18 protein-coding genes, 1 tRNA gene and 1 pseudogene are annotated in these 26,868 nt (G+C 41.1%); 15 read left to right on the top strand and 5 right to left on the bottom strand.

Annotated elements, in window-relative coordinates; translation table 11 throughout:
* Positions 1 to 5 precede the first annotated feature (5 nt).
* Positions 6 to 434: a metallopeptidase family protein gene (locus HXT40_RS04145; RefSeq protein WP_004119868.1), complete on the bottom strand. Its 429-nt coding sequence runs from the start codon at positions 432 to 434 to the stop codon at positions 6 to 8.
* 119 nt (positions 435 to 553) lie between these two features.
* Between HXT40_RS04145 and HXT40_RS04140 the strand changes: the two genes are divergently transcribed.
* Both HXT40_RS04140 and HXT40_RS04135 read left to right on the top strand, forming a co-directional pair.
* Positions 554 to 1,375 (top strand): HAD-IIB family hydrolase, encoded by an 822-nt coding sequence (locus HXT40_RS04140; protein ID WP_004119866.1) that lies wholly within the window; start codon positions 554 to 556, stop codon positions 1,373 to 1,375.
* A gap of 91 nt (positions 1,376 to 1,466) precedes the next feature.
* Positions 1,467 to 2,360: a ComF family protein gene (locus tag HXT40_RS04135; RefSeq protein WP_174182743.1), complete on the top strand. Its 894-nt coding sequence runs from the start codon at positions 1,467 to 1,469 to the stop codon at positions 2,358 to 2,360.
* Here the strand turns inward: HXT40_RS04135 and HXT40_RS04130 are convergent.
* The 3 genes from HXT40_RS04130 to glgB all read right to left on the bottom strand — a co-directional run bounded on the left by HXT40_RS04130 (position 2,357) and on the right by glgB (position 6,636).
* A complete protein-coding gene (locus HXT40_RS04130; protein ID WP_004110763.1) occupies positions 2,357 to 3,532 on the bottom strand; it encodes a sensor histidine kinase in 1,176 nt (391 codons plus the stop codon). The two genes, HXT40_RS04135 and HXT40_RS04130, sit on opposite strands and share 4 nt — an antisense overlap.
* Before the next feature lie 61 nt (positions 3,533 to 3,593).
* Complete coding sequence (locus HXT40_RS04125) at positions 3,594 to 4,346, bottom strand: response regulator transcription factor (RefSeq protein WP_102155265.1); 753 nt, start codon at positions 4,344 to 4,346, stop codon at positions 3,594 to 3,596.
* 16 nt (positions 4,347 to 4,362) lie between these two features.
* The gene (glgB, locus tag HXT40_RS04120; RefSeq protein ID WP_033888684.1) at positions 4,363 to 6,636 is read right to left on the bottom strand and encodes a 1,4-alpha-glucan branching protein GlgB; all 2,274 of its coding nucleotides are present in this window, start codon (positions 6,634 to 6,636) and stop codon (positions 4,363 to 4,365) included.
* Between the two features lie 134 nt (positions 6,637 to 6,770).
* On the opposite strand from glgB, the gene HXT40_RS04115 reads away from it, so the two are divergent.
* Positions 6,771 to 7,367 (top strand): CarD family transcriptional regulator, encoded by a 597-nt coding sequence (locus HXT40_RS04115; RefSeq protein ID WP_012914048.1) that lies wholly within the window; start codon positions 6,771 to 6,773, stop codon positions 7,365 to 7,367.
* A gap of 212 nt (positions 7,368 to 7,579) precedes the next feature.
* Here HXT40_RS04115 and HXT40_RS04110 read toward each other — a convergent pair whose 3' ends face one another.
* Complete coding sequence (locus HXT40_RS04110) at positions 7,580 to 8,632, bottom strand: metal ABC transporter solute-binding protein, Zn/Mn family (RefSeq protein WP_421777337.1); 1,053 nt, start codon at positions 8,630 to 8,632, stop codon at positions 7,580 to 7,582.
* A gap of 121 nt (positions 8,633 to 8,753) precedes the next feature.
* On the opposite strand from HXT40_RS04110, the gene HXT40_RS04105 reads away from it, so the two are divergent.
* The 12 genes and pseudogenes from HXT40_RS04105 (at position 8,754) to HXT40_RS04050 (ending at position 26,756) form a co-directional block, all read left to right on the top strand.
* Positions 8,754 to 9,638, top strand: coding sequence for a bifunctional methylenetetrahydrofolate dehydrogenase/methenyltetrahydrofolate cyclohydrolase (locus tag HXT40_RS04105; RefSeq protein WP_004110747.1), 885 nt, complete (start codon positions 8,754 to 8,756; stop codon positions 9,636 to 9,638).
* Between the two features lie 146 nt (positions 9,639 to 9,784).
* Positions 9,785 to 11,287 carry a 30S ribosomal protein S1 gene (rpsA, locus tag HXT40_RS04100; protein WP_012914051.1) on the top strand — a complete coding sequence of 501 codons (1,503 nt, stop codon included), beginning with the start codon at positions 9,785 to 9,787 and terminating at the stop codon, positions 11,285 to 11,287.
* 250 nt (positions 11,288 to 11,537) lie between these two features.
* Positions 11,538 to 11,867, top strand: coding sequence for a TM2 domain-containing protein (locus HXT40_RS04095; RefSeq protein WP_004111099.1), 330 nt, complete (start codon positions 11,538 to 11,540; stop codon positions 11,865 to 11,867).
* A 70-nt stretch (positions 11,868 to 11,937) separates the two neighbouring features.
* Positions 11,938 to 12,054 (top strand): annotated as a pseudogene (locus HXT40_RS04090) (dephospho-CoA kinase); the annotation flags it as partial.
* Between the two features lie 224 nt (positions 12,055 to 12,278).
* Complete coding sequence (locus tag HXT40_RS04085) at positions 12,279 to 12,854, top strand: TM2 domain-containing protein (protein ID WP_162863124.1); 576 nt, start codon at positions 12,279 to 12,281, stop codon at positions 12,852 to 12,854.
* A gap of 69 nt (positions 12,855 to 12,923) precedes the next feature.
* Positions 12,924 to 13,628 carry a dephospho-CoA kinase gene (coaE, locus tag HXT40_RS04080; protein ID WP_116431779.1) on the top strand — a complete coding sequence of 235 codons (705 nt, stop codon included), beginning with the start codon at positions 12,924 to 12,926 and terminating at the stop codon, positions 13,626 to 13,628.
* A gap of 20 nt (positions 13,629 to 13,648) precedes the next feature.
* Positions 13,649 to 15,763, top strand: coding sequence for an excinuclease ABC subunit UvrB (gene uvrB, locus HXT40_RS04075; protein WP_116431778.1), 2,115 nt, complete (start codon positions 13,649 to 13,651; stop codon positions 15,761 to 15,763).
* Between the two features lie 235 nt (positions 15,764 to 15,998).
* On the top strand, positions 15,999 to 17,438 hold the full coding sequence (pyk, locus tag HXT40_RS04070; RefSeq protein ID WP_116431777.1) for a pyruvate kinase: 1,440 nt from the start codon (positions 15,999 to 16,001) through the stop codon (positions 17,436 to 17,438).
* Between the two features lie 232 nt (positions 17,439 to 17,670).
* A tRNA-Leu gene (locus HXT40_RS04065) sits at positions 17,671 to 17,744 on the top strand.
* A gap of 224 nt (positions 17,745 to 17,968) precedes the next feature.
* Positions 17,969 to 19,546 (top strand): alpha-amylase, encoded by a 1,578-nt coding sequence (locus HXT40_RS04060; RefSeq protein WP_415691623.1) that lies wholly within the window; start codon positions 17,969 to 17,971, stop codon positions 19,544 to 19,546.
* Positions 19,547 to 19,805: 259 nt separating this feature from the next.
* A complete protein-coding gene (pulA, locus tag HXT40_RS04055) occupies positions 19,806 to 25,460 on the top strand; it encodes a type I pullulanase (protein ID WP_421777336.1) in 5,655 nt (1,884 codons plus the stop codon).
* 669 nt (positions 25,461 to 26,129) lie between these two features.
* On the top strand, positions 26,130 to 26,756 hold the full coding sequence (locus tag HXT40_RS04050; protein WP_004111317.1) for a hypothetical protein: 627 nt from the start codon (positions 26,130 to 26,132) through the stop codon (positions 26,754 to 26,756).
* The last annotated feature ends 112 nt before the right edge of the window (positions 26,757 to 26,868 follow it).

Raw genomic sequence — 26,868 nt, 5'->3', positions numbered from 1 at the left:
ATTGTTTACAGACCCCAATCTGGATCAATTTCTTCTGGTCTGCGACCGTATAGTTCTGCTAAGCGTTGCACAAGCTCATCTCTGATAGCATATTGAAGTTCACTTCTGCTGCTTACATGAGTGCATAGCGGAAGCCTATACAATACAATTCTAGATTGCATACCACGGCTAGCTGGAAACGCTTGTGAAAGTATTCTGCGGTTTTGTTCCCATAACAGTGGTTGTGAAGGTGGCACATCTTCTACTGCAAATTGAACGTCTTTAGTTAATGCTCTCCAAGCACTGTTAAGACGTCTAATTTGAGCCGCTACCATAGCATCGAACATTCCGCTAGCGGTTCTATATTGTGGCAGGCGAGTACCAAATATTGGTGCCCTAAGACCTCTACCATGCCTATTTCTATAGTGACGTTCTTCCCAAATTAGACCTGTCATGCTTCCACTTTACGAGAAGGCTAGGGCAATAATATGTAAATAATTAATATGCGGTGTGTGAAATACGCTCACACTATAGAATACTGTATATATGGTTTTAAAAGTCAGGAGGATTTGTAATGCTCAAACCAATAGTGCATGATTGGAATGAGTTTAATCTTGACTTGAGCATTGCTGAATCGTCTCTTATTGCTTTTGATTTAGATAACACACTGGCATGTTCTAAAAAACCTATGCTTAAATCGATGGCTGAATCATTAAGTAAGCTGATTGATATAATTCCTGTTGCTGTAATAACAGGTGGCTGCTTAGAGTTAGTTAAGAAGCAAATTTTAGATATGCTAACTACTGGCACTAATCTTAAAAATATTCACATAATGCCTACTAATGGAACTAGTTATTATCGTGTGAATAATGACATGTCATTGCAATGTGTTTATGAGCATAGTATCGATTTTAAGCAAGCGCAATGCGTTATTGATGCAATACACAAGTGTGCAAAAAATATGGGCGTTTGGAAAGAACCCGGCGATCCAATGCTGTGGGGAGAACAGATAGAGAACCGCGGTAGTCAAATTACTTTTTCGGCACTAGGACAACTAGCTCCTATTGAATATAAAAAAACTTGGGATCCTAGCGGTTGTTTGAAAGCTCAACTTGCACAAAGCATTTCTCAAGCTTTACCTAATTTTGCTGTACGCGCTGGAGGAGATACTAGCATCGATATATACAGGCGCGGTGACGATAAAGCTCAAGCTTTGCGAATGCTATCTCAATATTGTGATTTTAATATTGAAAAAATTACTTTTATTGGCGATCGTATGTATCCTGGAGGAAACGATTATCCTACTGCCTTTACAGGAGCGTTAGTTGTTAAAGTAAGTAATCCTTCGGATACCTTAGAGCTTTGTAATAAGGTACTTAATATTTTAGAAATATAGAATTTTATTAATTTTTCATTTTAAAATACCTTTTATCCACAATAACATTTTTTATTTGCATAGTTAATAAGCGATCGCATATGCTGTCATTATGGTTGGGAGACGCAAGGTTATAAACCACCAAAACAAAAAGAAGTATAGAAGCGTGACATCTCATGGGGGATTAGCATGTCACGCATCTGTACCTTGTGGTGTATGTGAAAACAAGGATGTTGATTTTATAAATTGGCGTTTTGCTAGTTGGAAGAATGTAGCGATTGCTTTATTTAATTTATTTTTGCCTCGTGCATGTGCAGGCTGTAATACTCCAGATTATATATTGTGTGAAAACTGCAAGAAAGCGTTGCAATGCTGGAAACGTGCACCATTTGCCAGAACAGTATGTGGATATCGCTACGCGTGTGGTTCGTATTCTACGGTTGTTCGCCGCTCAATATTATTGTGGAAGGATCATTTCGATATTGCATGTGACAAAATATTTGGTGAACTTATTGGCGATTTAGTAGTAGAAGTTATATCTAAATTTTTGCGCTCGCATTCTTGTTATATAAGTGAAAAACCTATATTTGTTATACCAGTCCCGTCGTCTAAGCATTCATCAAGGCATCGTGGACGTAAGCATATGTTGCCTGTTGCAAATTGTGTTGCTAAACGATTGTGTAATAGTGGCATTAGAGCATACGTTTTAGATATTGTAAGTATGGATGCTAAAATTACTGCGAAATCAGTGCAAACTTCCGGTTTTCGCGGAAGGTCTAACAGAATTTCTAAGGCGTTTAGCATCGATTTTAAAGAATTGAGAAAGCAAAAGTTTGAAAATCAACGCGAGTACAAAGCTATTGTATTGGATGATATTGTAACTACTGGCTCAACTATGAATAGCTGCGTTTCAACTTTACAGAGTAGTGGAATTACTGTTTTGGCATGCTTTTCTTTAGCATGTGTATGCAATAAGGATGATCGTACAGCAGATTACGAATGTTAGTTTGCTATTGTATTGCTATAGTTTAGCGGAAGCGCAATTTCAAAGTTCGGACCGCGTTTATCGTCTACTACTTTTACAGTTCCATGGTGCAATTGTGCAGCCCAACGAGCAATTGATAATCCTAATCCTGTTCCTCCTGATTCTGTGCCAATTCGCTGATTTCCTTTAACAAATCTTCTGAAAATATCGGCGCGATCTTCTTGAGGAATTTGTTCTCCAAAATTCACAACATTGCATATTACAGAGTTTTGGCTGTGATTAATATGAGCACTTATAAGAACACGAGTTCCATCATCTGAATGTTTTAGAGCGTTAGAAATAATATTAGTAAAAAGTTGCGAAAGGCGAGCTTGATCTCCTGTTAATTCAATCTCATCATTAATTTGAACTTCAATATTATGATTATGACCTGAATCAGCTATTTCTAGTGGTTCGATAATTTCGTCAATAAAGTCTGTGAAATTAAATGAAGTTATATTAAGGCTTTCCGCGCCTGCTTCAACTCTAGATAAATCAAGAAGGAAAGTAATAAGATCAGCAAGTCTATGAGTTTGGTTTAATATAGCTTCCATATTAGATGGAGTAGGATCAACAACTCCGTCTGCAAGATTTTCAAGCATCGCTTGTAAAGCAGAAACAGGAGTGCGCAGTTCGTGACTTACGTTTGCTATAAGCTCTCTACGCATTTGATCTGCATGTTCAAGTTCTTCTGCCATTTCATTAAATGCAAGAGTTAATTTACCTACTTCGTCACGACGATTTTCTACAGCAACTCGCACAGAATAGTCGCCGTCAGCCATAGCTTCTGCAGCATTTTTCATTTGACGAAGTGGTGCTGTAAGTCCTCTAGAAAAAATGTATGTAATTCCCAGAGCAACAATAAGTGTTAATGGCATTGCAATCCAGCCATTTAGACCAGTTTTAAGTAAAAACCATGCCATTACGAAAGCAATTGCTGTTGCAAAAACAATAATTGCCGAAAGTTCAATTTTTAGAGATGAAAAAAATCCGACAGGTCGATTTGGATAATTATGCTTTACAGAAGAATTCGTAAATCGCATTTTTGACTTATTTTTAAGTTGAGCATTTGAGTTTTTATTTAATAAATTACGTTGTTTAGTATTTTTATATTGCTCAGAATTAGCATTATCTATTTTATTTTCTAATACCATTTACGAATTTTCCGAAGCTAAAGTGTTGTAATTATTTACTATTTATGAAAGTAGTAATTATTTATGAAACTTGTGATTGTAGAACTTTGTCGTAATCACTAATAGGTGGCTCGAATGCGTATCCTATTCCGTGTACAGTACGAATCCATTCCGATCCAATTTTATGTCTCAAAGACTTAATGTGTGAATCTACTGTGCGAGTTCCAGAAGCATCCGGCCAATCCCACACCTCTTCAAGTAACTTTTCACGCTTAAATACAGTATGAGGATGACGAGCTAGAGTAGCGAGCAAGTCAAACTCAGTTGGTGTAAAATGTACCTCTTTGTCGTTTAAAGTTACAAGTCTTTGACGAGGTCTAATAATAAGTGACCCAAAATTAATTGTGCGTTCATGTTCCATTGTCTTTGCTATTTGCGATGCGCGTTCTACGCGTCTCAGCAATGCTGCGCAACGAGCAATTAACTCACGTGGCGAAAATGGTTTAGTCATGTAATCATCTGCGCCTGCGCTTAAGCCAACAATTTTATCGGCTTCTGCGTCGCGTGCTGTTAACATGAGGATAGGAACAGGCATTTTGGAGATAATTCGTCGAGTTGCTTCAATCCCATCCATAATAGGAAGCATAATATCCATAATTATGAGATCAGGTTTTAGTTGTTCGGCAGCTCTAACAGCAGACGCTCCATCTGTAGCGACTCTTGCTCTCCAGCCTTGTGCAGTAATGCGTTGTGCAATTGCTGTAGCAAGATCTGGCTCATCCTCAACAACGAGAATTGTACGAGCATTTACGCCAGCTGATGGAGCGTTTAGCATATTTTAAAAAGACCTTTCAGTGTTGTACTGGCTTCAAGAATACCGCACCTAACGCTGGAACAGTGATTCTTGCAGAGTATGGTCGAGAATGATACTCTTCAGCAGTAGCAGTGAATGTGCCGTTGTGAATATTAGATCCGCAATACTTTGCATCATCAGTTGTGAGTATCTCTTCCCACTGTCCGCCTTTTGGTAACGCAACCTGATAGTCTTGCCAAGCTTGACCTGAGAAGTTTACTACTACAACGATTTCTTCTCCGTCGTCGCCAATACGCATGTAGCTTAAAGTATTGTGATCGGAATCGTCGCTTGTAAGCCACTGGAAACCATCAGGAGTAAAGTCTTGACTCCAGAATGCACGAGAGCTCTTATATAGAGTATTCAAATCTGCAACAAGCTTTTGCACACCTTGATGGAACGGCCATTGCAGCTCATTCCAGTTAAGCGAAGTATTGAAGTTCCATTCGCTGGACTGTCCAATTTCTCCACCCATGAACAGAAGGTTCTTGCCTGGATGAGACCACTGGTATGCAAGCAATGCTCGCAATCCTGCGAACTGTTGCCATTCGTCTCCTGGCATCTTTCCAAGTAACGAACCCTTACCGTACACAACTTCATCGTGGCTTAATGGCAACACATAATGCTCAGAGTATGCATAAACCATTGAGAATGTAATTTCGTTATGATGCCAACGACGATTAATTGGTTCCTCTTTAAGATATTGCAAAGTGTCGTGCATCCAGCCCATATTCCACTTCAAGCCGAATCCTAAGCCGCCCATATCGGTTGGTGCAGTTACGCCTTGATAAGCAGTGGATTCCTCAGCAATCATCATGATGCCAGGATTATTCTTGTATGCAGTTGCGTTTGCTTCTTTAATGAAGTCAATTGCTTCAAGATTTTCGCGTCCGCCGTAGATGTTTGGTCTCCACTGTCCTGCTTCACGGCTGTAATCCAAGTAAAGCATTGAGGATACTGCATCAACGCGCAACGCGTCAACATGGTATTCATCAAGCCAGAAGCAAGCATTAGCAACCAAGAAGTTACGAACTTCATGACGACCAAAGTTGAAGATGTAAGTACCCCAATCAGGATGCTCACCTCGCATAGGATCAGGATCCTCATATAATGCTGTGCCATCAAAACGACCGAGTGCAAAGTCATCCTTAGGGAAGTGAGCTGGAACCCAATCCATAATGACGCCAATGCCTGCTTTGTGGAGTTTATCTACCAAGTACTTAAAGTCATCAGGGGAGCCAAGGCGAGAATCTACTGCATAATAACCCGTTACTTGATATCCCCAAGATCCAGAGAATGGATATTGTGTCAACGGCATAAACTCGACGTGAGTAAAGCCTTCTCTTTGCACATAATCAACTAAATGATCAGCAAGTTCGCGATAATTACCCAAATCGCGATTCCAGCTGTTAGCTTGTACTTCGTAAATGCTTATTGGACCATTGTGAGCATCTGTTTTTGCGCGCTCATCCATCCAATCAGTATCGTGCCACTTAAACTCAGAATCAACAACAACAGATCCTGTGTTTGGTGGAACTTCATGAGAGCGCTCCATTGGATCGGCTTTCATAATCCAATTGCCAGATTGTGTAAGAATTTCGTACTTATATACTTCTCCTGCTGTAACTCCTGGAATAAAAAGTTCCCAAATGCCAGAAGAGCCGAGTGAACGCATAGCGTGGCGACGACCATTCCAGTAATTAAAGTTACCAACTACGCGTACTGCACGAGCATTTGGTGCCCACACTGAGAAAGCAGTACCAGTAACTTTCTTTACCATCTTTCCAGTTTCAGGAGATATAAGTCCCCATGAATCTGTTATCGTTTTGACGTGTGCGCCTAATGCTTCCCAAAGACGCTCATGACGACCTTCTCCAAATAAGTACATGTCAAGTTCGCCAACTTGAGGCAAATAACGGTAAGGATCATCATCTGTGGACTCAGAACCGTCTATTTCCACAGTGTAAACGCGATAACTAGGAACAGACCAAGACTTTGTTTTTGTATGCTTTACTGCAGGAATAACAGCTGTAAAGATGCCGTTATATTCGTGTTTAGCTTCGTATTCACCGTTCTTAGTAAGAATAACAACTTTCTTTGCCATAGGGCGCAATACGCGGACGGTTACAGTGTCGGCACCTTTGCCAGTTCCAAGGTGACCTCCAAGAACCTCATGTGGATTGTAATATTCTGCATTGCTCACCGCAGCTAATACGTCCTGTCGGACTGGAACTGCGACTGCATCTTCATTGATGTTAGTAACTGTACTCATGTTGACTATCATACATGCTTTATTGCTGTAAGTCGCGTGTGTTTCGCGCTATTGTGAAAAAAATATGAAAATTTTTTCAAGTCGTGACCTTATGGGAAACTGTTATGAGTTTTTCTGTGCATACGGAGGGTTCTGTGGAATATCAAGTCGGCGATATGGTCGTCTATCCTCGTCATGGTGCGGCTCGTGTTGAAGAAATTAGTGAGCGCACCGTAAAAGGTGTAACTCGTCAATATTTACGATTGGTAGTGTTATCATCTGATGGTTTAGAAATTAACGTACCTGTCGATAATGTTAAAAAAGTTGGCGTGCGAGACATTGTTGGAGCGCAAGAAGTTGCAAAAGTTTTTGAGATTTTGCGTACTCCAATAGTTGAAAAAGAGATGAATTGGTCTAGACGCTACAAGCTTAATGTAGAGAAGATTGCTACTGGCGATGTTAACAATATTGCTGAAGTAGTTCGTGATTTATCTCAGCGAGATGTTGATGAACATGGTTTATCTGCAGGAGAAAAGCGAATGCTTGCTCGCGCTCGCAGTATTTTAATTTCCGAAATTGCTTTGTCTGAAAAGATTGATGAGATTGAGGCGGAGCGACTTTTAGATGTGAATCTTGGATACAAGGAGCCTCAAGAAGGCGATGAAAATCACCATACTGTAGCTCCAGAAGAGCCTGCATCGCGAACTTTAGCGCTGTTAGAAGAGCGTAGCAAGAAATCTAAGAAAAAATGATTTGCGATATGCAAAATAAATAAATATTAATTGTTCATATTATTTAAGCCCTTCTAAATGTCGGTATATCGGCGAGTTAGAAGGGCTTTTGCTTATATATTTGCTTACGTATTTATTGTATGTTTTGCTTTTGTTCTTGCTTAAAACAGATAATAAAAAATCCTTGCATTTGTAAAATACAAGGATTTTTATGTTTATAGATTCACCTAAATTTACTTGCCTGGATCTTGCTGACCTTGGTTAGAATTTTTAGGATTAGTATTCTTTGCTACATGTGGCTTCTCAGTGATTGGCTTTTTTTGAGGCTCTTTATCATCAATGTCTTTACGCATATCCTTTGTTGCTTTTACAGCATTATGTAGGTCGTCACAAATCTTCATAATCCATTTATCAAGCTGATCTGCGTATTTTGGCATAAGTTCGCTTACTCGTACTGTAGACGTGTAGCTGCGTCCTGCGATTCCGCTTAGCAAGTTCAGAACATCGTTTCCTTGCTGGCTATCGCTAATCAACACATCAATTTTGCGACCTTCAATAAGCTTCTGAAACTCCTCAACGCTTGAATGTTCTGGTTCATTATTGTTATTTACTGAGTCAACATATTCTTTAGGTGAGCTATCTTTCAAATTGGTATCAGACATTAGCCAGAAAAGAATAGGAGATGTAGAAGCATACTTTGCGTTACCATTTTCTTTAGAGAAATCACTTAAGTAGGTGGTTAATTTCTTTTCCTTTTCCTGCCATTGTGCTAGTCGCTTAGAAAAAGCTTGCTTTTTTGATGGCAAAACTTTGGAGAAGGTGTCAGCCATGGCAGATGCCATAGCATTCCTAGCATCGTGAGAAAACCAAAGATATGGATTGTCTCCGTTAAGTGCTCCTACAGTACCTGCTGCACTAAGCACTTCAGCTTTAGCTGGGTGTACTTTGTTTGCCCAATCATCGTAGCCTGCACCATTTGTAACTAATACTTGTGCATTCTGCATATTTTTTAAATCTTTTGAGCTAGGTTTAAACGACGATATGTCTGTATCTGAACCAGTCATAACTGATTCAACTTTGACGTCAGAGCCACCAATCTCTTGAGCTAAGCTACCCCAGGTGTCAACAGTGGATACAACAGAAATATTTGTTGCAGCTTTTGGTTTTTCTTTTGGTTTTTCCTCAGTTTTTCCACAAGCTGCAAATCCAAGTATTACTGCAGAAGCAATAAGGCATGTTATGGCAGTTTTTCCAAACTTCTTTACTGCACAAAGAACGGTACGCATCACTGTGACTCCTCCCGTGATAATGGTGCGTCGGCGCACGTAAAATTGTTAGTCGACCCATATCTTCTATACTTCACGATAGCCTATCCTTACGAATTGTGCGAGTTGGGAGGAATTTTTTATGACTATTGTGCTAGATGGTAAGGCTTTAGCTAGTAAAATTAAAAAAGATTTGGCAGCGCGCGTTGCTATTTTACATAAAAAAGGCATTAATCCAGGTTTGGGTACGTTGCTTGTAGGTAGTGATCCTGCTTCGTTGAAATATGTTGCTGGTAAGCATCGTGATTGCGAAGAAGTGGGGATTAATTCTATTCGTTGCGATCTGCCAGAAGATGCTAGTGAAGATGAGATTCTTGCTGCTTTACAGAAATTAAATAATGACCCTCTTTGTACTGGATTTATTGTGCAACTGCCATTGCCAAAAGGTATTGATGCTCAAAAAGTTATTTCTTCTATCGATCCTGCAAAAGATTGTGATGGAATGCATCCATATAATTTGGGTGAACTTGTTACGCATATTTCCGGTAATATTACAACACCTTTGCCGTGCACGCCGCGTGGAATTTTAGCTTTGCTTGATGAGTATGGTATTGAACTTTCTGGTAAGGAAGTTTGTGTGCTTGGTCGTGGCATTACGGTTGGGCGTACTATTGGTCTTCTGTTAACACGCAGGGGAGTAGATGCAACTGTTACGTTGTGCCATACTCATACTCGGAATGTTCAGGAGATTATGCGCCGTTCTGATGTAATAATTGCAGCAATGGGTTGTGCTGGTTTTGTTAAGCCTGAAGATATTAAACCTGGCGTTGTTCTTGTTGATGTTGGTGTATCTCGTGTTTTTGATGAAGAGGCTGGCAGATATCGTGTAAAAGGTGATGTTGATTCAGCTTGTCGAGAAGTTGCTGGAGCGTATTCTCCGAATCCTGGTGGGGTAGGTCCGATGACTCGAGCTATGTTGCTGGCGAATGTTGTAGATATGGCTGAGCGAGCAGCTAATTGCAAATAAAATGCGACACGCCCGAAGTAAAACGTAAATTTTGGCTATACCTGTATATAAAATCGACAAAGCGTGTGCATAGTATGCACACGTAGCATAAATACATAATTAAATATCGAGTAATATCCACCCCAAGAAGAAACCACTAATAACTAATGGCAGAGAATAATAACGAAGTCGCCAAGGTTGCGATTAATGATATTGGCACCGAAGAAGACTTCATCAAGGCAGTCGATTCAACCATCAAGAATTTTGATGATGGTGATTTAGTTGAAGGTACAGTCGTAAAGATTGATCACGACGAAGTATTGCTGGACATCGGCTACAAAACTGAAGGTGTAATTCCTTCCCGTGAACTTTCCATCAAAAAAGACGTTGATCCAGATGATGTTGTCGAGGTTGGCGACACCATTGAAGCCCTTGTTGTAACTAAGGAAGACAAGGAAGGACGTCTTATTCTCTCCAAGAAGCGTGCACAGTATGAGCGTGCTTGGGGTGACATCGAGAAGATTAAGGATGCAGACGGCATCGTTGAAGGTACCGTTATTGAAGCTGTTAAGGGCGGCTTGATTGTTGATATCGGTCTTCGCGGCTTCTTGCCAGCTTCCTTGGTTGAGATGCGTCGCGTGCGCGATCTTTCTCCATACATTGGCCAGAAGATTAAGGCTAAGATTCTCGAGCTCGATAAGAACCGCAACAATGTTGTGCTTTCTCGTCGCCAGTTCCTTGAGGAAACCCAGTCCGAAGTTCGCGAGACCTTCCTCTCGCAGCTTAAGAAGGGTCAGATTCGCGAAGGCGTTGTGTCTTCTATCGTAAACTTCGGTGCGTTTGTTGATCTCGGCGGAGTTGACGGTCTCATTCACGTGTCTGAGCTTTCTTGGAAGCACATCGATCACCCATCTGAGGTTGTTAAGGTTGGCGATAAGGTTACCGTTGAAGTTCTCGACGTTGATCTCGATCGCGAACGTATTTCCCTTTCCCTTAAGGCAACTCAGGAAGATCCATGGCAGCGCTTCGCTCGCACTCATGTTCCTGGACAGGTAGTTAAGGGCAAGGTCACAAAGATTGTTCAGTTCGGTGTGTTCATCTCCGTTGAAGATGGCATTGAGGGCTTGGTTCACATTTCTGAGCTTGCAAACCGTCACGTAGAGAACCCAGAAACTGTTGTTAAGGGTGGCGAAGAAGTATTCGTGAAGGTTATCGACGTTGATCTCGATCGTCGTCGCATCTCCCTCTCCTTGAAGCAAGCTACTGAAGCTGTAGATCCAAATTCTGAAGATTTTGATCCAGCTCTCTACGGTATGCCAGCTGAATATGATGCTGAAGGCAACTACAAGTACCCAGAAGGCTTCGATCCAAACACTAACGAATGGATGGTCGGTTACGAGCAGCAGCGCGAAGAGTGGGAAGCTCAGTATGCTGCAGCACACCAGCTTTGGGAAGAGCACAAGGCATTCGCTGCTAAGGAACTTGCGGCTGCAGCTGAATCTGCTGCTGCTGACGGTCAGAGCGAAGAAGCTGAAAAGAAGCCAGCTAAGGAAGAAAAGAAGGAAGAAGTTGCTTCCAACTATTCTTCTGAAGCAACTAGTGAAGGTGCTTTAGCTGATTCCGATCAGCTCGCAGCTTTGCGTGAACAGCTTTTGAACGAAAAGAAGTAGTTTCTACTTTCTACTAGAAGCTTGTAAATAAAACAGTAAGATGCCCTCGGTGACTAATCATCGGGGGCATCTTGCGTATTGTTGTTCATAATGTTTTACGAGTATCTTGAGTATATTTGACAAGTATTTTATAACTCAAGTTTTGTAATTAAATATAGGTACAATCAATTTTCTTTTAATAATCGTGATTATATGATGTAAAACGTCAATCGTATTTACTAATCGTATTTACTAAAAGGATGGTTAAAATATGAACACTTTGGAAAACAACCAGCAAAATGCTCAGTTCCCTTCGTACGATGGAAATAGTGAGGAGAACACTAAAGCAACTTTAGTAAGCTCGCGCAAGAAAATTGTTGCAGGTTTGCTAGCGATTTTCTTAGGCACATTGGGTATTCACAATTTTTACCTTGGTTTTAAAGGAAAGGCGATTGCACAGCTGCTTATTTCTGTTCTTTCCTTTGGGTTCCTGTCGATTATTACGGGAATATGGGCATTGGTTGAGGGTATTTTGATTCTTTGCTCAAAGCCTGGAAGTAAGTGGCACAAAGATGCTGATGGTGCCGAGTTAAAGGATTAGTGTTTTATAATTATTGTTAATAAACAATGCCCTGGTAATTATTTGCTGGGGCATTATTTATAATTCATATATGACAATGATGCGGATTGCGGTAAAGGGCGGAATTGCAGCTGGAAAATCTACAGTAGTAAATCATTTGCGTTCGCTTGGCGCGTTTGCTATAGATTACGATGTTTTAGCGCGTGAATGAAACTTCTATCGAAGGTGCTTTAGCTGATTCCGATCAGCTCGCAGCTTTGTGTGAACAGCTTTTGAGCGAAAAGAAGTATTTTTCTACTAAAAGCTTATAAATAAGATGCCCTCGGTGAGTAATCATCGGGGCATCTTTTAATATCTTTAGTAATAACGCTTTGATTTATTAATTTTTTATTATACAGTTTTTAAGAAAATAAATTTCTTACGAGAGAAAGTGTGATTATTGTGAGTGATTTAGATAATCAAACTGGAGATTACTCCGGCTCTGACGGACAGACTCAGTACGGACAACCACAGTACAATGATCAGTCCCAGCAGTATAACCAGGCTCAGCCACAATATAACAACCAATCCCAGTATGGTGCTCATACTCAGTACAATGCTCAGCCACAGTATGATCAGAATTCATATGCTCAGCCGCAATACAATGCTCAGCCGCAATACAATGCTCAGCCGCAATATGGTCAGTACTCTCAGTCTACTCCTCAGTACAATCAAGCATCTTCATACTCTAACTATGGGTCTAATTATTCATCAAACACATACAGAAGCTCTCGTAACAAGATTGCTGCAGGCCTGTTAGCCATTTTTTTGGGTGCTTTGGGTGTGCACAATTTCTATCTTGGTTTTAAAGGCAAGGCTGTTGCTCAGCTGCTTATTTCTATTCTTTCTTTCGGCTTGCTGGCTTTTGTTTCTGGAATTTGGGCATTTATTGAAGGAATTTGCATTCTTTGCTCTCAGCCTGGTTCTAAGTGGCATAAGGATGCCGATGGAGCTGAACTTCAAGACTAATTTTACAATTATTATTTAGCGTATAATGCCCTGGTAATTATTTGCCGGGGCATTATTTATAATTTATATATGACAATGATGCGGATTGCTGTAACGGGCGGAATTGCAGCTGGAAAATCTACTGTAGTAAACCATTTGCGTTCGCTTGGCGCTTTTGTTATAGATTACGATGTTTTATCGCGCGAGGTTGTGAAGCCAGGAGGTTACGTATTTCAGCAAATCGTAAGCATTTTTGGGGAGAATGTCGTTTTGAATGATGGCTCTTTAAATCGCGAGTTTATTGCAAAGCATGTTTTTGGGTACTCCGATGAGAGTTGTGCAAATCGTAAGAAGCTTGAGTCGCTTATTCATCCTGCTATTTATGATTGCGCAAAGCTCTTAGAAAGCAAGTATGAAAGCGAGTATATTAGTAAAATTTCTAAGGAAAATCGCAACGTGTTGGACAGTATAAATTCAGTTATTGTGCACGATATTCCGCTCTTTGCGCAAGTAATCGACAGCATTCCATTTAGTTTTGACCATATTATTACTGTTGAAGCGCCTCAAGAAATTCGCGTTAAACGAATGATAAGCGAGCGAAATATGACTGAGGATCAGGCTTTGGCGCGCATAAATAGTCAGCTTCCTAGTAAAATGCGAAAAAATATCGCAGATTTTGTAGTTGATTCCACTAAACCAATGGAATCGATGCTTAACAGTGTTGACAATACGCTAAAATCATGGTTGTGTGACGCAAACAATAAAAGCGCTGAAATGACGAAACTGGGGAAGTAAAAAACTGGGGAAGTAAATACATGTCGAATAAAATTCAGCGCACAAACAAGCCTTTTGTAGTAAAAGCGCCATACAAGCCTTCGGGCGACCAGCCGCAAGCAATCGAAGAGTTAGCAAATCGCATTGAAAACGGCGAAAACGACGTTGTTTTAATGGGCGCAACTGGCACCGGTAAAACTGCTACAACCGCTTGGCTGATTGAGCGTTTGCAGCGGCCTACACTTATTATTGAGCCGAATAAAACTTTGGCAGCTCAGCTTTGCGCGGAGTTTCGCGAGCTTATGCCAGATAATGCTGTGAGCTATTTTGTGTCTTACTACGACTACTATCAGCCAGAAGCGTACATTCCGCAAACAGACACGTATATTGAAAAAGACTCGAATATTAACGACGATGTTGAGCGTCTTCGTCACGCTGCTACAGCGAATTTGCTTACGCGCAGGGATTGCGTTGTTGTAGCTACTGTTTCGTGCATTTATGGACTCGGTACCCCAGAGGAGTATGCCGAGCGAATGCTTATGCTGAGTGTTGGGGAGCAGCTTGAGCGAGACGATTTATTACGTCAATTTGTTAGCATGCAATACAAGCGCAATGACATTGCGTTTACGCGCGGAACTTTTAGAGTGCGCGGTGACACGGTTGAGATTATTCCAGTGTACGAAGAATTAGCTGTGCGAATTGAGTTCTTCGGTGACGAAATCGACAGAATTACTATGTTACATCCTCTTACAGGAGAAGTAATTCGCCAGGAGAGTAGCGTTCATATTTTCCCAGCATCTCACTACATTGCAGGACCGGAGCGCATGGAGCGCGCGTTAGAGGCGATTGAAAAAGAGCGCGACGAGAGAGTAGCTCAGCTTAAAAAGCAGAACAAATTGCTGGAAGCTCAGCGTTTGGAAATGCGAACTACGTACGATTTGGAGATGCTTCGCCAAGTTGGTGTATGCCCAGGAGTGGAGAATTATTCTAGGCATTTTGACGGACGCGATGCAGGCACGCCTCCGCATACTCTGCTTGACTTTTTCCCGGATGACTTTTTGCTAGTTTTAGACGAGTCGCATGTAACAGTGCCGCAAATTGGAGCTATGTATGAAGGCGATGCTTCGCGCAAAAGAACGCTTGTAGAACATGGCTTTAGACTGCCATCGGCAATGGATAATCGACCGTTAAAGTGGAAAGAATTTTTGGAGCACGTTGGTCAAACTGTGTATCTTTCTGCAACGCCTGGAGATTACGAGCTTGGGCTTTCAGATGGTGTAGTTGAGCAAATTATTCGCCCTACCGGCTTGCTTGACCCTAAGATTGAGGTTCGCCCTGTAGAAGGTCAGGTTGACGATTTGCTTGCGGAAATCAAGGAGCGAGTAGCAAAAGATGAGCGCGTGCTTGTTACTACGCTTACAAAGAAAATGGCGGAAGACTTAACTGATTACTTCCTTGAGCTTGGTATTAAAGTTGAGTACTTGCATTCAGATGTTGATACTTTGCGCAGAGTGGAGCTTTTGCGTGAGCTTCGCGAAGGCAAAATTGATGTGATTGTTGGCATCAATTTGCTTCGTGAGGGTTTGGATTTGCCGGAAGTCTCGCTTGTTGCGATTTTGGATGCAGATAAGGAAGGTTTCTTAAGATCCTACCGTTCGCTTATTCAAACGATTGGCCGTGCTGCTCGTAACGTTTCTGGAACTGTTCTTATGTATGCGGATACTGTTACTGATGCTATGAGCAAGGCGATTAGCGAGACAGAGCGCCGTCGCGAAAAGCAAATCGCGTATAACAAGGCTCATGGAATTGATCCTAAGCCTTTGCGAAAGAAGATTAGCGATGTGAACGATATGCTCGCTAAAGAGGATGTTGATACGCAAACTTTGCTAGCAGGCGGTTACAGGAATGCTAATAAGGCTGGGAACTCGCATTATGGCGTGCCAAAAGAGCCGAATCTTGGGCAGCAAAGCAAAGAAAAGCGTATGGCGAATGTTTCTGAGCTTCCGCAAGACGATATTATGTCGCTGATTAAAAATTTGAGTGAGCAGATGCATGTTGCTGCAGAGCAGTTGCAATTCGAGCTTGCAGCGCGTTTGCGCGACGAGATACGCGATCTAAAGAAAGAGTTGCGCCAAATAAGCGATGCTCAAAGTTAGAAAATAACTATTATTCTCAATTATTATTCAACTATTGTTCAAGCATTATCTGAGCGTTATTCAAGTATTATCTGCGATTTTATGTTATTTTCTGTGAGCGTTCACAAAACGCCGAATAAATACAATAAGCGGTCACAATACGTTGATACACTGGAAAGCGGAATTGGGCGTTTTATGGTTTCTATCATTAAATCGCTCATAAAAAATAAACAGAAATAGAAAATAGGTAGGCATTATGCGTAAAGCCAAAATCGTTGATACTATTGGTCCAGCTACCGAATCCTTGGAAGGTATTACCAAGCTTGTTGAAGCCGGTATGGATGTTGCTCGTTTGAACCGTTCTCACGGCACTCCTGAAGATCATTTGCGCGTTTACAACAACGTTCGTGCAGCTTCCAAGTCCACTGGCCGCAATGTTGCTGCTCTTGTTGATTTGCAAGGTCCAAAGATTCGCTGCGGTTGGTTCAAGAAGAACGCTGAAGACGAAGATAAGGTTTATTTGGAAGAAGGTCAGGAGTTCATCATCACTACTGATGATGTTGAAGGTGACGAGCACCGCACTTCTACAACTTTTAAGGGCTTGCCAGGAGATTGCCACGCAGGCGACCCAATCCTTATCGATGACGGTAAGGTTCGTCTTGAGGTAACCAAGGTAGAAGGCAACGACGTTCACACTAAGGTTATTGTTGCTGGTCCAGTTTCCAGCCACAAGGGCATTAACCTCCCAGGTGTTGCAGTTTCTCTTCCAGCTTTGACTGAAAAGGATGAGGCTGATCTTCGTTGGGCTATTCGCACCGGCGCTGACATTATTGCTATGTCCTTCGTGCGTTTCGCTACCGATATTGATCGCGCTCACGAAATCATGGACGAAGAAGGTCGTCGTATTCCAATCGTCGCCAAGATTGAAAAGCCACAGGCTGTTGAAAACTTGGAAGAGATTGTTAAGACCTTCGATGGCATTATGGTTGCTCGTGGTGATATGGCTGTTGAAATGCCTCTCGAAGAGGTTCCACTGGTCACCAAGCGTTGCATCGAGCTTTCTCGTCGCTATGCAAAGCCAGTTATCGTTGCTACTGAAGTTCTTGGCACAATGGTTAACTCTCCAGTTCCAACTCGTGCAGAAGCTTCTGACTGCGCTAACGCTGTTCTCGACGGTGCTGACGCAACAATGACTTCTAACGAAACTGCTGTTGGTAAGTACCCAGATGTTACCGTAAAGACCATGTCCCGTATTTCTCAGTACGCAACTGAGCACGGCTATGATCGCATTCCTGCTGTTGAGCTTGATATGTCTAGCACCGGTGCTGTTTCTTCTGCAGCTGTTGATTTGGCAGATAAGCTTAATGCTAAGGCTATTGTTGCTTACACTCAGACTGGTCGCACAGTTCATCGTATTTCTCGTGAACGTCCAACCGCTCCAATCTTTGGCTTGACTAACAATGAGCACACTTATCGTTGGTTGGCTTTGAGCTGGGGCACTGAAGGCTTCTTGATTGATGAAGATTACCATGACATGAATCGTCACGATTTGATGATCTTCACCGACAAGGTTCTTCGCGAAGCCGGTAAGGTTTCCGATGGTGATCAGATTGTTATCTTGAGCACTGCTCAGGGTGAACGCCAGGCTGGTCGTACTGACTCCATCTACGTTCACACCGTTGGTGCTTGCGACTAATTATTTGATTCTGCGTTCTTGTACTAATACGCTAGTTCTTCTAGTTTAAGTGCATTTGCGCAGTAGTATAGTTTGCATAATGCGCGCTAGCTGTTTTGCAGTTTGCGCGCATTATGTTATGTATGATCAATATTGTTGATTTGCGACACGCGCAAAATGCTTTAACTATTTGCATGTGGCTTAAAGTGTGCTATAGTCGACAAGTCGCAAAAAAATGCGGAAAATTAAAAATGCCCCTGTATCCCAATTGGTAGAGGAAACAGCCTCAAAATCTGTGCAGTGTGAGTTCGAGTCTCACCGGGGGCACGTGCACGACGTCGCTTAGCTTGCTAGGCGACGTTTTTATTTTGTATTTTAATGTCTCGTACATAAACAATAAGCGTATAATAATAAAAGTATTCTCGCACAATGAAAAGTGCTGTACGTATGTGAAAGGAACAACGATGATCCACAGTGCACAATTGCAAGTAAGTGAGCGTAAAAAAAGTAATTATGCTTGCGAATTAATCGATAATTACAAGCGCAATGTAATGTGCTCTTTTACTGCAATTGCTGCAATTGCTGCTGTAGCAACAGTATTAATGTGTATTTTTGCTATTGTCCCAAACTCTTCGGCATTTGCTTCAACTAAATCAACAGACGGTCTTCCGCCAAAAGGTGTGATTGTTACTGCTTTTCAGCAAAATTGGAAAAGTATTGCAAAAGAGTGTAAGCAAACTTATGGTCCTGAGGGTGTGAGTTATGTACAGGTTTCGCCGCCGCAGGATCATATTAAAGGTACAGCGTGGTGGACTTCTTACCAGCCAGTTAGTTACAATCTAAATTCAAAGCTTGGCACTGAAGACGAGTTTAAAAATATGATTACTACTTGCAAGGCTGCTGGTGTTGGAATTGTTGTTGATGCTGTAATTAATCACACAACCGGCGATGGTAATAAAGATACTGTAGGTGTTGGCGGTAGTAAGTATGATGCGGCAAATCAAAGCTATCCGGATGCTGGTTACACAAAAGATGATTTTCACCAAATAGATAAAGATATTTACACATATAAAGATGCGCAAGTCGTTTGGAATTATCGTTTAGTTGGTTTGCTTGATTTGGATACTTCTAAGCCGCATGTGCAAAAAATTCTTGGTAACTATTTTGCAAAATTGCTAAAAATGGGTGTTGCAGGCTTTAGAGTTGATGCCGCAAAACATATGTGTCCTGAGGATGTGAAAGGCATAAAAGAAGCTGCTGCTAAAGCTGCTGGAACGAAGCCTGAAAACATATGGTGGATGCAAGAAACAATTGGTTTCCCTGAACAAGATCCTAAAATTCAGCCGGATCAATATGTTGGTACAGGCGAAGTAGATGAGTTTGAATACTCGTATCGCTTGCGTAATTATTTCTATGGTTCAATTGAGAATTTGTCTCATATTACAGATCAGCTTATTCCTAATAAGAAAGCCGCTATTTTTGTGACTAACTGGGATACTGAGCGTGACAATTCGACTCGAGTTCTCACTTATAAGGATGGAGCAAAGTACGAGTTAGCTAATGCTTTTATGCTTGCTTATCCTTATGGAACACCAAATATTTATTCTGGATATAAGTTCACGCAGCGCGATGATGGTGCTCCTGGTGCAACTGATACGCACATTCCAGATGTAAAGTGCGGCAAGAATTCAAAGTGGCAATGCGCTCAGCGTTGGACTTCGATTCGTGGAATGATTGGATTCTATAATGCTGTTAAGGGCACGAAAGTGACTCAATGGCAAGATGACAACGATAATAACATTGCTTTTAGTCGCGAAAACAAGGGATTCTTGGCGATTAACAATACTGACAAGCCTAAAAATGTGAGTTATAAAACTGATTTGCCTGATGGTGAGTATTGCAACGTATATGCTTCACGTAAATGCTTTAGCACAGTTACTGTAAATGGTGGGAAAGTAGAGACAACTATTCCAGCTTATTCTGCTATTGCTTTGCATGTTAAGGCTGTAGAGCATTTTGGAAGTACTTCCACGTTTAGTACTGTTACGATGATTGTAATTGTTTTCGCTGTGCTATTGATTGAACTAGCTTTGATTTTGCGCAAAAATAAGGCAGGTTCTAATAAGTAGGATGTGAAGTAAAAGACGATTTGGAAATAAATTTATATTGATATTATTACAGTTTTTGTATAGTTATTGCAATATTGTCAGTATGTAGATGGTATAATTTTCTCCGCTGATTGTACATATTATTAGGCGATGGTTAGCATCATAGTTGTGCTAGCCATCGCTTGTGTATTAGAGCTATTAATGCGTCCAAGGAAGGAGCGCGTTAATACCAATGGAGGAAAGGATACTGATGAGTCATCGTCGACACTTTGCATCGAAGATGGTTGCTATTGTTGCGTCTGTTGCAATGCTTGTAACTGGTTTTGCTGTTACAATTAGCGCAAACGCTGTGACTAGCGGGGAGTCTAGCAATAGCAAAGAAACTTCTTCGAATGTAACTCTTAAAGGTAAAGGTGTTATTGTTACTGCATTCCAGCAGAATTGGAAGAGTATTGCTCAAGAGTGCACTAAAACTTATGGCCCTGAAGGTGTGAAGTATGTGCAAATTTCGCCTTCTCAGGATCATATTAAAGGTAAAGCTTGGTGGACTTCTTACCAGCCTGTGAGCTATAAGCTTGATTCTAAACTTGGCACTGAAGCTGAGTTTAAAGATATGATTAAAACTTGCAAAGCAGCAAAGGTTGGAATTATTGCAGATGCTGTAATTAATCACATGGCTGGCGTTGATAATAAGGATACTGTTGGCGTTGGTGGTAGTAAGTATGATGCTGCTTCGCAGACTTTTGAAGACGCTGGATACACTAAGGATGATTTCCATAAGAGCACTGAAAATATTAAAGATTACACGAATGCTGAAGAAGTTTGGACTCACAGACTTGTTGGTTTGCTTGATTTGGATACTTCTAAGCCGCATGTTCAGCAAGTTTTAGGTAAGTATTTTGCAGATTTGTTGAAGCTTGGTGTTGCTGGTTTCCGTGTTGATGCTGTAAAGCATATTTCGCCAGAAGATATGAGGGGCATTAAAGCTTCTGCTATAAGGCAATACAACGAAAGTGTTGAAGATAGCAAAAAGATTCATGACATCTGGTGGATGCAGGAAACTATTGGCAATCCTTCAGAAGCTCAACAAATTCAGCCAGCTGCGCATTTGAATGAAGGCGAAGTTAACGAGTTTGGCTACTCTTACCAGCTTATGCAAAGTTTCAAAGGCTCGCTGATGAAGGCAAGTAAGCCTTTGAACAAAGTTCAAGACGGAATGGTTAAGAGCGATAAAGCTGCTATTTTCGTTACGAATTGGGATACAGAGCGCGGTAACAGCGTGCTTACGTATAAGGACGGTCGTCGTTACGCTTTAGCAAACGCTTTCATGCTCGCGTGGCCATACGGCACTCCAAACGTGTATTCCGGATACAAGTTCGATAAGAATGATGATGGTGCTCCTGGTGCAACTGAAACGTCTGTTCCGGAAGTAACTTGTGGTGCTAATTCAAAGTGGCAGTGCACTCAGCGTTGGACTTCGATTCGTGGAATGATTGGATTCTACAATGCTGTTCAAGGTGCGAAAGTCACAAATTGGCAGGATGATGGCGATAACAACATTGCTTTTAGCCGCGAAAAGAAGGGCTTCTTAGCGATCAACAATTCTCTTGACGAAAAAGAAGTTTCTTATAAGACTGATTTGCCTGATGGTGAGTACTGCAATGTGTATGCTGCAGGAGACTGCTCTAAGACTGTTAAAGTTGAAAAAGGTGAAGTTAGAACCAAGATTGGCGCTCGCGAAGCAGTAGCTTTACATGTTAATGCCACAAAGGCTAATCCTCCGGCAGGCTCTGCCGCAGACACATCTGATCCTCAATATGGTGAAGAAAAGCCTGATGCAGGTATGCCAGAAGATCCTACAACGACCATTTACTTTAAGCCAGATGAAAAGTTTAACGGTAAAAAAGTATATGTTCACTACGGTATAGGCTCAAGCTGGACTCAAGCTCCTGGCGATGAGATGCAAAAGGCTTGCGATAGTTGGTATAAGAAGACAATTAGAACCAATGGCAAAGTTTATGAAGCAGTGTTTAACGATGGCAAAGGTTACTGGTATCACGAAGGAGATAATAATAACTTTAAGATTCCAGCTCACACTGATTCGTATGTAGCTCAAGATCACAAGGGTAGCGTTGGAGTAAATCCTTGCCCAGTAGCATATAATCCAAAGACTACTGTTCGTATCCACTACAAGCCAAAAGCTGGTGATACTCGCGATATTGGCGTTTATTTGTGGGGCAAAGACAAGGATGGTAAAGATTTACCTGGAGCTTGGCATAAATTTAATGGCACTGATAAATTCGGAAAAGTTTTTGAAACTACGGTTGATGGTTCTTTTGAAAACAAGTCACTTTCCTTTATTACTACTACAAAAGATTGGAATAAAGACGGTGGCGATCGTGCTATTGAAAACTGCGCAAGTGGTCTTGCTGAAGCTTGGGTAACAGGCGGATCGGATACTACGCAGTTTGCTGCTCCAGACAACCTTAAGAAGAAGCCAAAAGAGCTAAAGGTAACAGTTCATTATCGCAGGAATGCTGGCGATTATGAAGGCTGGAACATGTGGACTTGGAATGACGGAACCGGTGGTACTGCTCGTTACTTCACTTCGCATGACGATTATGGCAAAGTTGCAACCTTTACTGCTAAGAATGATGCTGGTATTGACAGTGTTGGCTTCAAAGTTAGAAAATCTACGCCAATTAACGCTTGGGATCAACAAGATCCTAGCAATCGCAGTATTCCAAACAATGCGATTAAGCTAGATGCAAATAATCCAAACAAGGGTAGTGCTGAAGTCTGGTTAATGCAAGATGACATGACAGTGTACTTAAACGCTACTATGCCACAACTTACAGCTCACGTGATGTCTGCTGATATTGCTGGCTTAAAGAAGTTAGTTGTAAAAGTGTCTGGTGACGTGTCTTCTGTAAAAGATTCTGACGTAACACTTTTGGATACTAGTGAAAATCCTAGCAAGAAAGTTGAAATTGCTTCTGCTAAAGCTAATGGTTCAGAGATTACTATCGAAACCAAGAATGACCTTAATATTAAGCATAAGTATGAGTTGAGTATTAAAGGATTAGCTACAGGTATTAAGCTTTCTGCTTCCTCAAAAACTGGTGCTAGCGTAATTCGTACCGATGAGTTCGATAAGAAATACGCGTACAATGGTGATGATTTAGGTGCTGTGTATTCTGCTTCTTCAACTACTTTCAAGCTTTGGGCTCCAACAGCAACTGAAGTAAAGCTGATTACTTATAAGTCGACTGCTGAAAAAGCTGAAAAAGACAAAGAAACAGCTATGAAAGCAGAAGATCGTGGCGTATGGTCTGTAAAGCTTGAAGGTGACAAAGCTAATACAGCTTACGCATATGAAGTTCATTTTGCTGATGGCACAGTGAATGTTTCTGCTGATCCTTATGCGAAAGCTGCAGTAGTAAACGGTGAGCGTTCTGTTGTATTAGCAGATAAAGACGCAGGCAGTGCTGGAAATCGTATGCCAAAGTTTACGAATCCAAGTGACGCAACAATTGCAGAAATGGATGTTCGTGACTTTTCGATCAATCCAAACTCTGGTATTAGCGATGCTCATCGTGGCAAGTATCTTGGCGTAGTAGAAGAAGGCACTAAGACTAAAGATAAGCAGAATGTTTCTGGCTTTGATTATTTGAAGTCGCTTGGTGTCACTCACGTACAAATCATGCCAATGTATGATTTTGGTTCTGTGAATGAAACTGGTGACTTGAGCTATGGAAAGCAAGGCGCTCAAAACTGGGGTTATGATCCGCAAAACTACAATGTTCCTGAAGGATCTTACTCTACAAATCCTGCCAATCCAACAACGCGAGTTCAGGAAGCTAAGCAAATGATTGCTGGCCTTCATAAGGCTGGTTTGCGCGTGATTATGGATGTTGTTTACAACCATGTTTACGACGCACAAAATCATTCGTTTAACAAGACAGTTCCTGGATACTACTTCCGCTATAAGGATGGTGCTCTGAATGGTAATTCTGGATGCGGTAACGATACTGCGTCTGAACGTCAAATGATGCGCAAGTATATTTTGGATTCTGTGAAGTATTGGGCTACGCATTACAACCTCGACGGCTTCCGATTTGATTTGATGGGCTTAATTGACCTGAAGACTATGCAAGAAGTGCGTGCTGAGCTTAATAAGATTGATCCTTCAATTATTGTGCTTGGTGAAGGCTGGGATATGAATGAACTGCTTCCTAAGAGCGAGTCTACTATTCAACCAAATGCTTATAAGATTCCAGGAGTAGCGTTCTTTAACGATTCATTCCGCGATTCTGTAAAAGGTTCTGTGTTTGCTGCTAAGGGTACTGGTTTTGTCAATGGCAATACAGATAAAGGTGTTAAGGCTTTGCTTGAGCATAATTTGCTTGGTTGCCAATTTGGCACGAGTAGTACTGTTAAGTGCTGGAATGGTAATGCTGAAACGCACTTTGCTGATGCAGGTCAAATTGTTCAGTATGTTGAAGCTCACGATAACTTGTCGTTGTATGATAAGCTAAAGGTCTCTGCTCCTAACGACACTGAAGACGTACGATTGAGACGAGTAAAGCTTGCAAATTCAATGATTTTGCTTTCTCGCGGCATGCCGTTTATTCAGCTTGGTCAGGAATTCTTGCGAACTAAGAATGGTAACGATAATAGTTACAATGCTGGCGATAAAGACAATGCTCTTGATTGGAATCGTGCTGCTGACAAGTCTGATTCCGTGAACTATTTCAAGGGATTGTTGAAGCTACGTAAGAGCATTAAATCTCTTCGTGATTTTGATTATGCAATAATTAACAAGAACATGAAGATGATTGATGGCACTCCTGATGGTGTAATTGCTTACACACTTAACGATGCAGATAAGCAATATGTTGTAGTGTTCAATGCTAATAATGCTGAAACTCAAGTAAAGATTCCAGCAGGAAAGTATTCTGCACTTGTTGCTAATGGCAAAGTGAATGATACTGCTCAAGATGCAACTGTTGCTGATGATGGCACATACAAGATTGCTCCTGTTTCTACAGCAGTATTGCTTAGTAAAGATAAGGAATCTAAGCCAATTCCTCCGGATGCAAAGCCTGGTGATGAGCCTGGCAAACAGCCTGAGAATCCGTCTGAGCCTGGTGAAAAGCCAAAGCCTGGTGAGGATCCTAGTAAGAAGCCTGAGAAGCCAAAACCTGATCAGCCTGGCACAAAGCCAGCTCCAGCTCCAAAACCTGGTGAGCATCAGCAAGTTCCTGCTCCTGCTCCGAAGCTGACTCCGTCTGAGTCCAGTGAACAATCAAAGCCGTCTAAGCCTTCTGTTCCGTCGGAAAAGCCAGTTCCGTCGGAAAAAACAGAAAAGCCGGCTCCAGCTGATTCTGCTAAACCAGCTCCAGCTAAGCCAGCAGAATCTACTCCTGTACCTGTTGCTCCGAAAACAGTTCAGCAGCTTAATCCAGAATTAAAGGGAACTCTTAGCGTTGGTAACAATAACGTTGCAACTGCAGGTGTTGTTAACAGTGTGAGAATTAATGTTGTAAACAAAGAGTTCACCGAGCGTTTGCAGCGTGATGGAGTAGTTTATGCTTACGCGTATATCTATTCATCTCCACGCTTGCTTAAGGGTGCTGATGGTTCAAAGTTTGTGACTGTTCGCATGGTTAATGGCAAGCCTCAATTTGATGCTCAGTTCCCAGCTGGATATACCGGAAAGCATACGGTTGTTTTGGTTGACGAAAAAGGTAATCAAGTTGCTTGGACTGAAATAACAGTAGTAAATAATGCTGTTAAGAAGAATGTTCATGCGTTAAGTTCAACAGGCAGTAGTGTAGCGCAAATCGCATTTATTATTGCAATATTGTTGCCTGTTGCAGGTGCTTTCTTGATTAAAGTAAGGCGTTCTAAGCATCTGTCTTGCAATTATTAAAATCCAAAGTGCTTTTCGCATAATTTTGTGTTTTGTGATTAAGTACTGAGGTTTTAATAAAAAATGAGGGTAGTAGCAATTGCTAAGCTATTACCCTCATTTTTTATTTTTGCTTGCGTGTTGCGCTTATTTTTAGAAATTTTTTGCTTTGAATAATTTCGGGCGTTTTTTAAAATTATAGTAGCTGTTTTCCTTATGTAAGAATGGTTTATAGGAGATTTTTAAAAAGTAATGTTTTGCTTATATTTTTGAAAATATGATTATATTTTACGAATCAATATTTGCATTTGTACTTTTGCAGTGTTAGCATCATTTCCAACACAAATAAATATCGAATACTTCGGTTGAGGTTTGTGTGTGAGCCACAGTCAGCTAATGAGCTTAAGGAGGCAGTTATCATGCGTAACATGAACATGAATGCTGAATCTCACAATGCTCTTAACGCTGCTCGTATGTGGTGGTGGCAGTCTTCTCTTTGGTGTGAGTTTACTCTGAAGTTTTAGAAGCTGCGTATAAAAGCTTATAAAAGACCTCCGGGGTAAGCCCGGAGGTCTTTTTGTATATAAGCTTAAATTTTAAAAAATAACCAAATCACAAATCACAAATAACAACAAAATATTCGATAGCTTTGTATTCAAATAATATGAAGCTTAAACAAGGAGAGAAATCATGGCTCAAGAAATTAACGAAACCGTTAAGGAAGCTTACAACAATGGTGCAAACGCAACTACAGATGCTGCAGCTGCAATGATGCAAAATGTGAAAGTTAAGAATCACGCATTAGATATTACTTCACTGGTGTTAGTTGCAGTGCTTTTTGCTGCAGGATGCATTCTTGACTTTACTGTTGCAAAGTCTCTTTCTATTGGAAATATTCAGCCTGAGTTCGTTATTGCTTCATTCTGCTTGTCGATTTTGCTTGTTAGACCGAAGATTTACCAGGGTGCTATTATTGGTGCTTTGGCTGCAACGTTAATTCAATTTAATACTTCGATTCCGTTCCTTGAGTATGCTTGTGATATTCCAGCTGCAATCATTATGACTGCAATATTAATTGGTTATATTCGCGTGTTCCCAAAGGATGCAGCTCGTAAAGTAAGCGTATTCCCATTTATTGCTACTTTCATTACTACAGTAATTTCCGGTTGCATTTTTGCTCTTATTGCAGCTTTCTTTATTCTTCACTCTCCAAATATGGTAATGGTTATGTTGCCAATTATTTTGGGAACTGCAGTATTTAATGCAGTTGTTGTTGAAGTGCTTTACGCTCCAATTCGACTTGTTTTGCACAAGTAAAACAACATTGAAGAATAAGTAAATAAATTAACTTGAATAAACGCAAACAAATATAAACAAACATAAATGAATGTAAGTAAGCATAAATAAATATCAAAAGTCGATAATTAAA

The organism is Gardnerella sp. DNF01180P, assembly GCF_049244205.1.
Classification (GTDB): Bacteria; Actinomycetota; Actinomycetes; order Actinomycetales; family Bifidobacteriaceae; genus Bifidobacterium; species Bifidobacterium swidsinskii.
The sequence above is the reverse complement of the archived record's forward strand: the minus strand, read 5'-3'. Positions and strand labels throughout refer to the sequence as shown.

Excerpts from the sequence above, each read along its gene's own strand:
- HXT40_RS04145 (WP_004119868.1), bottom strand. The coding sequence starts at position 434 with ATGACAGGTCTAATTTGGGAAGAACGTCACTATAGAAATAGGCATGGT.
- HXT40_RS04140 (WP_004119866.1), top strand. The coding sequence starts at position 554 with ATGCTCAAACCAATAGTGCATGATTGGAATGAGTTTAATCTTGACTTG.
- HXT40_RS04135 (WP_174182743.1), top strand. The coding sequence starts at position 1,467 with ATGGTTGGGAGACGCAAGGTTATAAACCACCAAAACAAAAAGAAGTAT.
- HXT40_RS04130 (WP_004110763.1), bottom strand. The coding sequence starts at position 3,532 with ATGGTATTAGAAAATAAAATAGATAATGCTAATTCTGAGCAATATAAA.
- HXT40_RS04125 (WP_102155265.1), bottom strand. The coding sequence starts at position 4,346 with ATGCTAAACGCTCCATCAGCTGGCGTAAATGCTCGTACAATTCTCGTT.
- glgB (WP_033888684.1), bottom strand. The coding sequence starts at position 6,636 with ATGAGTACAGTTACTAACATCAATGAAGATGCAGTCGCAGTTCCAGTC.
- HXT40_RS04110 (WP_421777337.1), bottom strand. The coding sequence starts at position 8,632 with ATGCGTACCGTTCTTTGTGCAGTAAAGAAGTTTGGAAAAACTGCCATA.
- HXT40_RS04105 (WP_004110747.1), top strand. The coding sequence starts at position 8,754 with ATGACTATTGTGCTAGATGGTAAGGCTTTAGCTAGTAAAATTAAAAAA.
- rpsA (WP_012914051.1), top strand. The coding sequence starts at position 9,785 with ATGGCAGAGAATAATAACGAAGTCGCCAAGGTTGCGATTAATGATATT.
- HXT40_RS04095 (WP_004111099.1), top strand. The coding sequence starts at position 11,538 with ATGAACACTTTGGAAAACAACCAGCAAAATGCTCAGTTCCCTTCGTAC.
- coaE (WP_116431779.1), top strand. The coding sequence starts at position 12,924 with ATGACAATGATGCGGATTGCTGTAACGGGCGGAATTGCAGCTGGAAAA.
- uvrB (WP_116431778.1), top strand. The coding sequence starts at position 13,649 with ATGTCGAATAAAATTCAGCGCACAAACAAGCCTTTTGTAGTAAAAGCG.
- pyk (WP_116431777.1), top strand. The coding sequence starts at position 15,999 with ATGCGTAAAGCCAAAATCGTTGATACTATTGGTCCAGCTACCGAATCC.
- HXT40_RS04060 (WP_415691623.1), top strand. The coding sequence starts at position 17,969 with ATGTGCTCTTTTACTGCAATTGCTGCAATTGCTGCTGTAGCAACAGTA.
- pulA (WP_421777336.1), top strand. The coding sequence starts at position 19,806 with ATGGTTGCTATTGTTGCGTCTGTTGCAATGCTTGTAACTGGTTTTGCT.
- HXT40_RS04050 (WP_004111317.1), top strand. The coding sequence starts at position 26,130 with ATGGCTCAAGAAATTAACGAAACCGTTAAGGAAGCTTACAACAATGGT.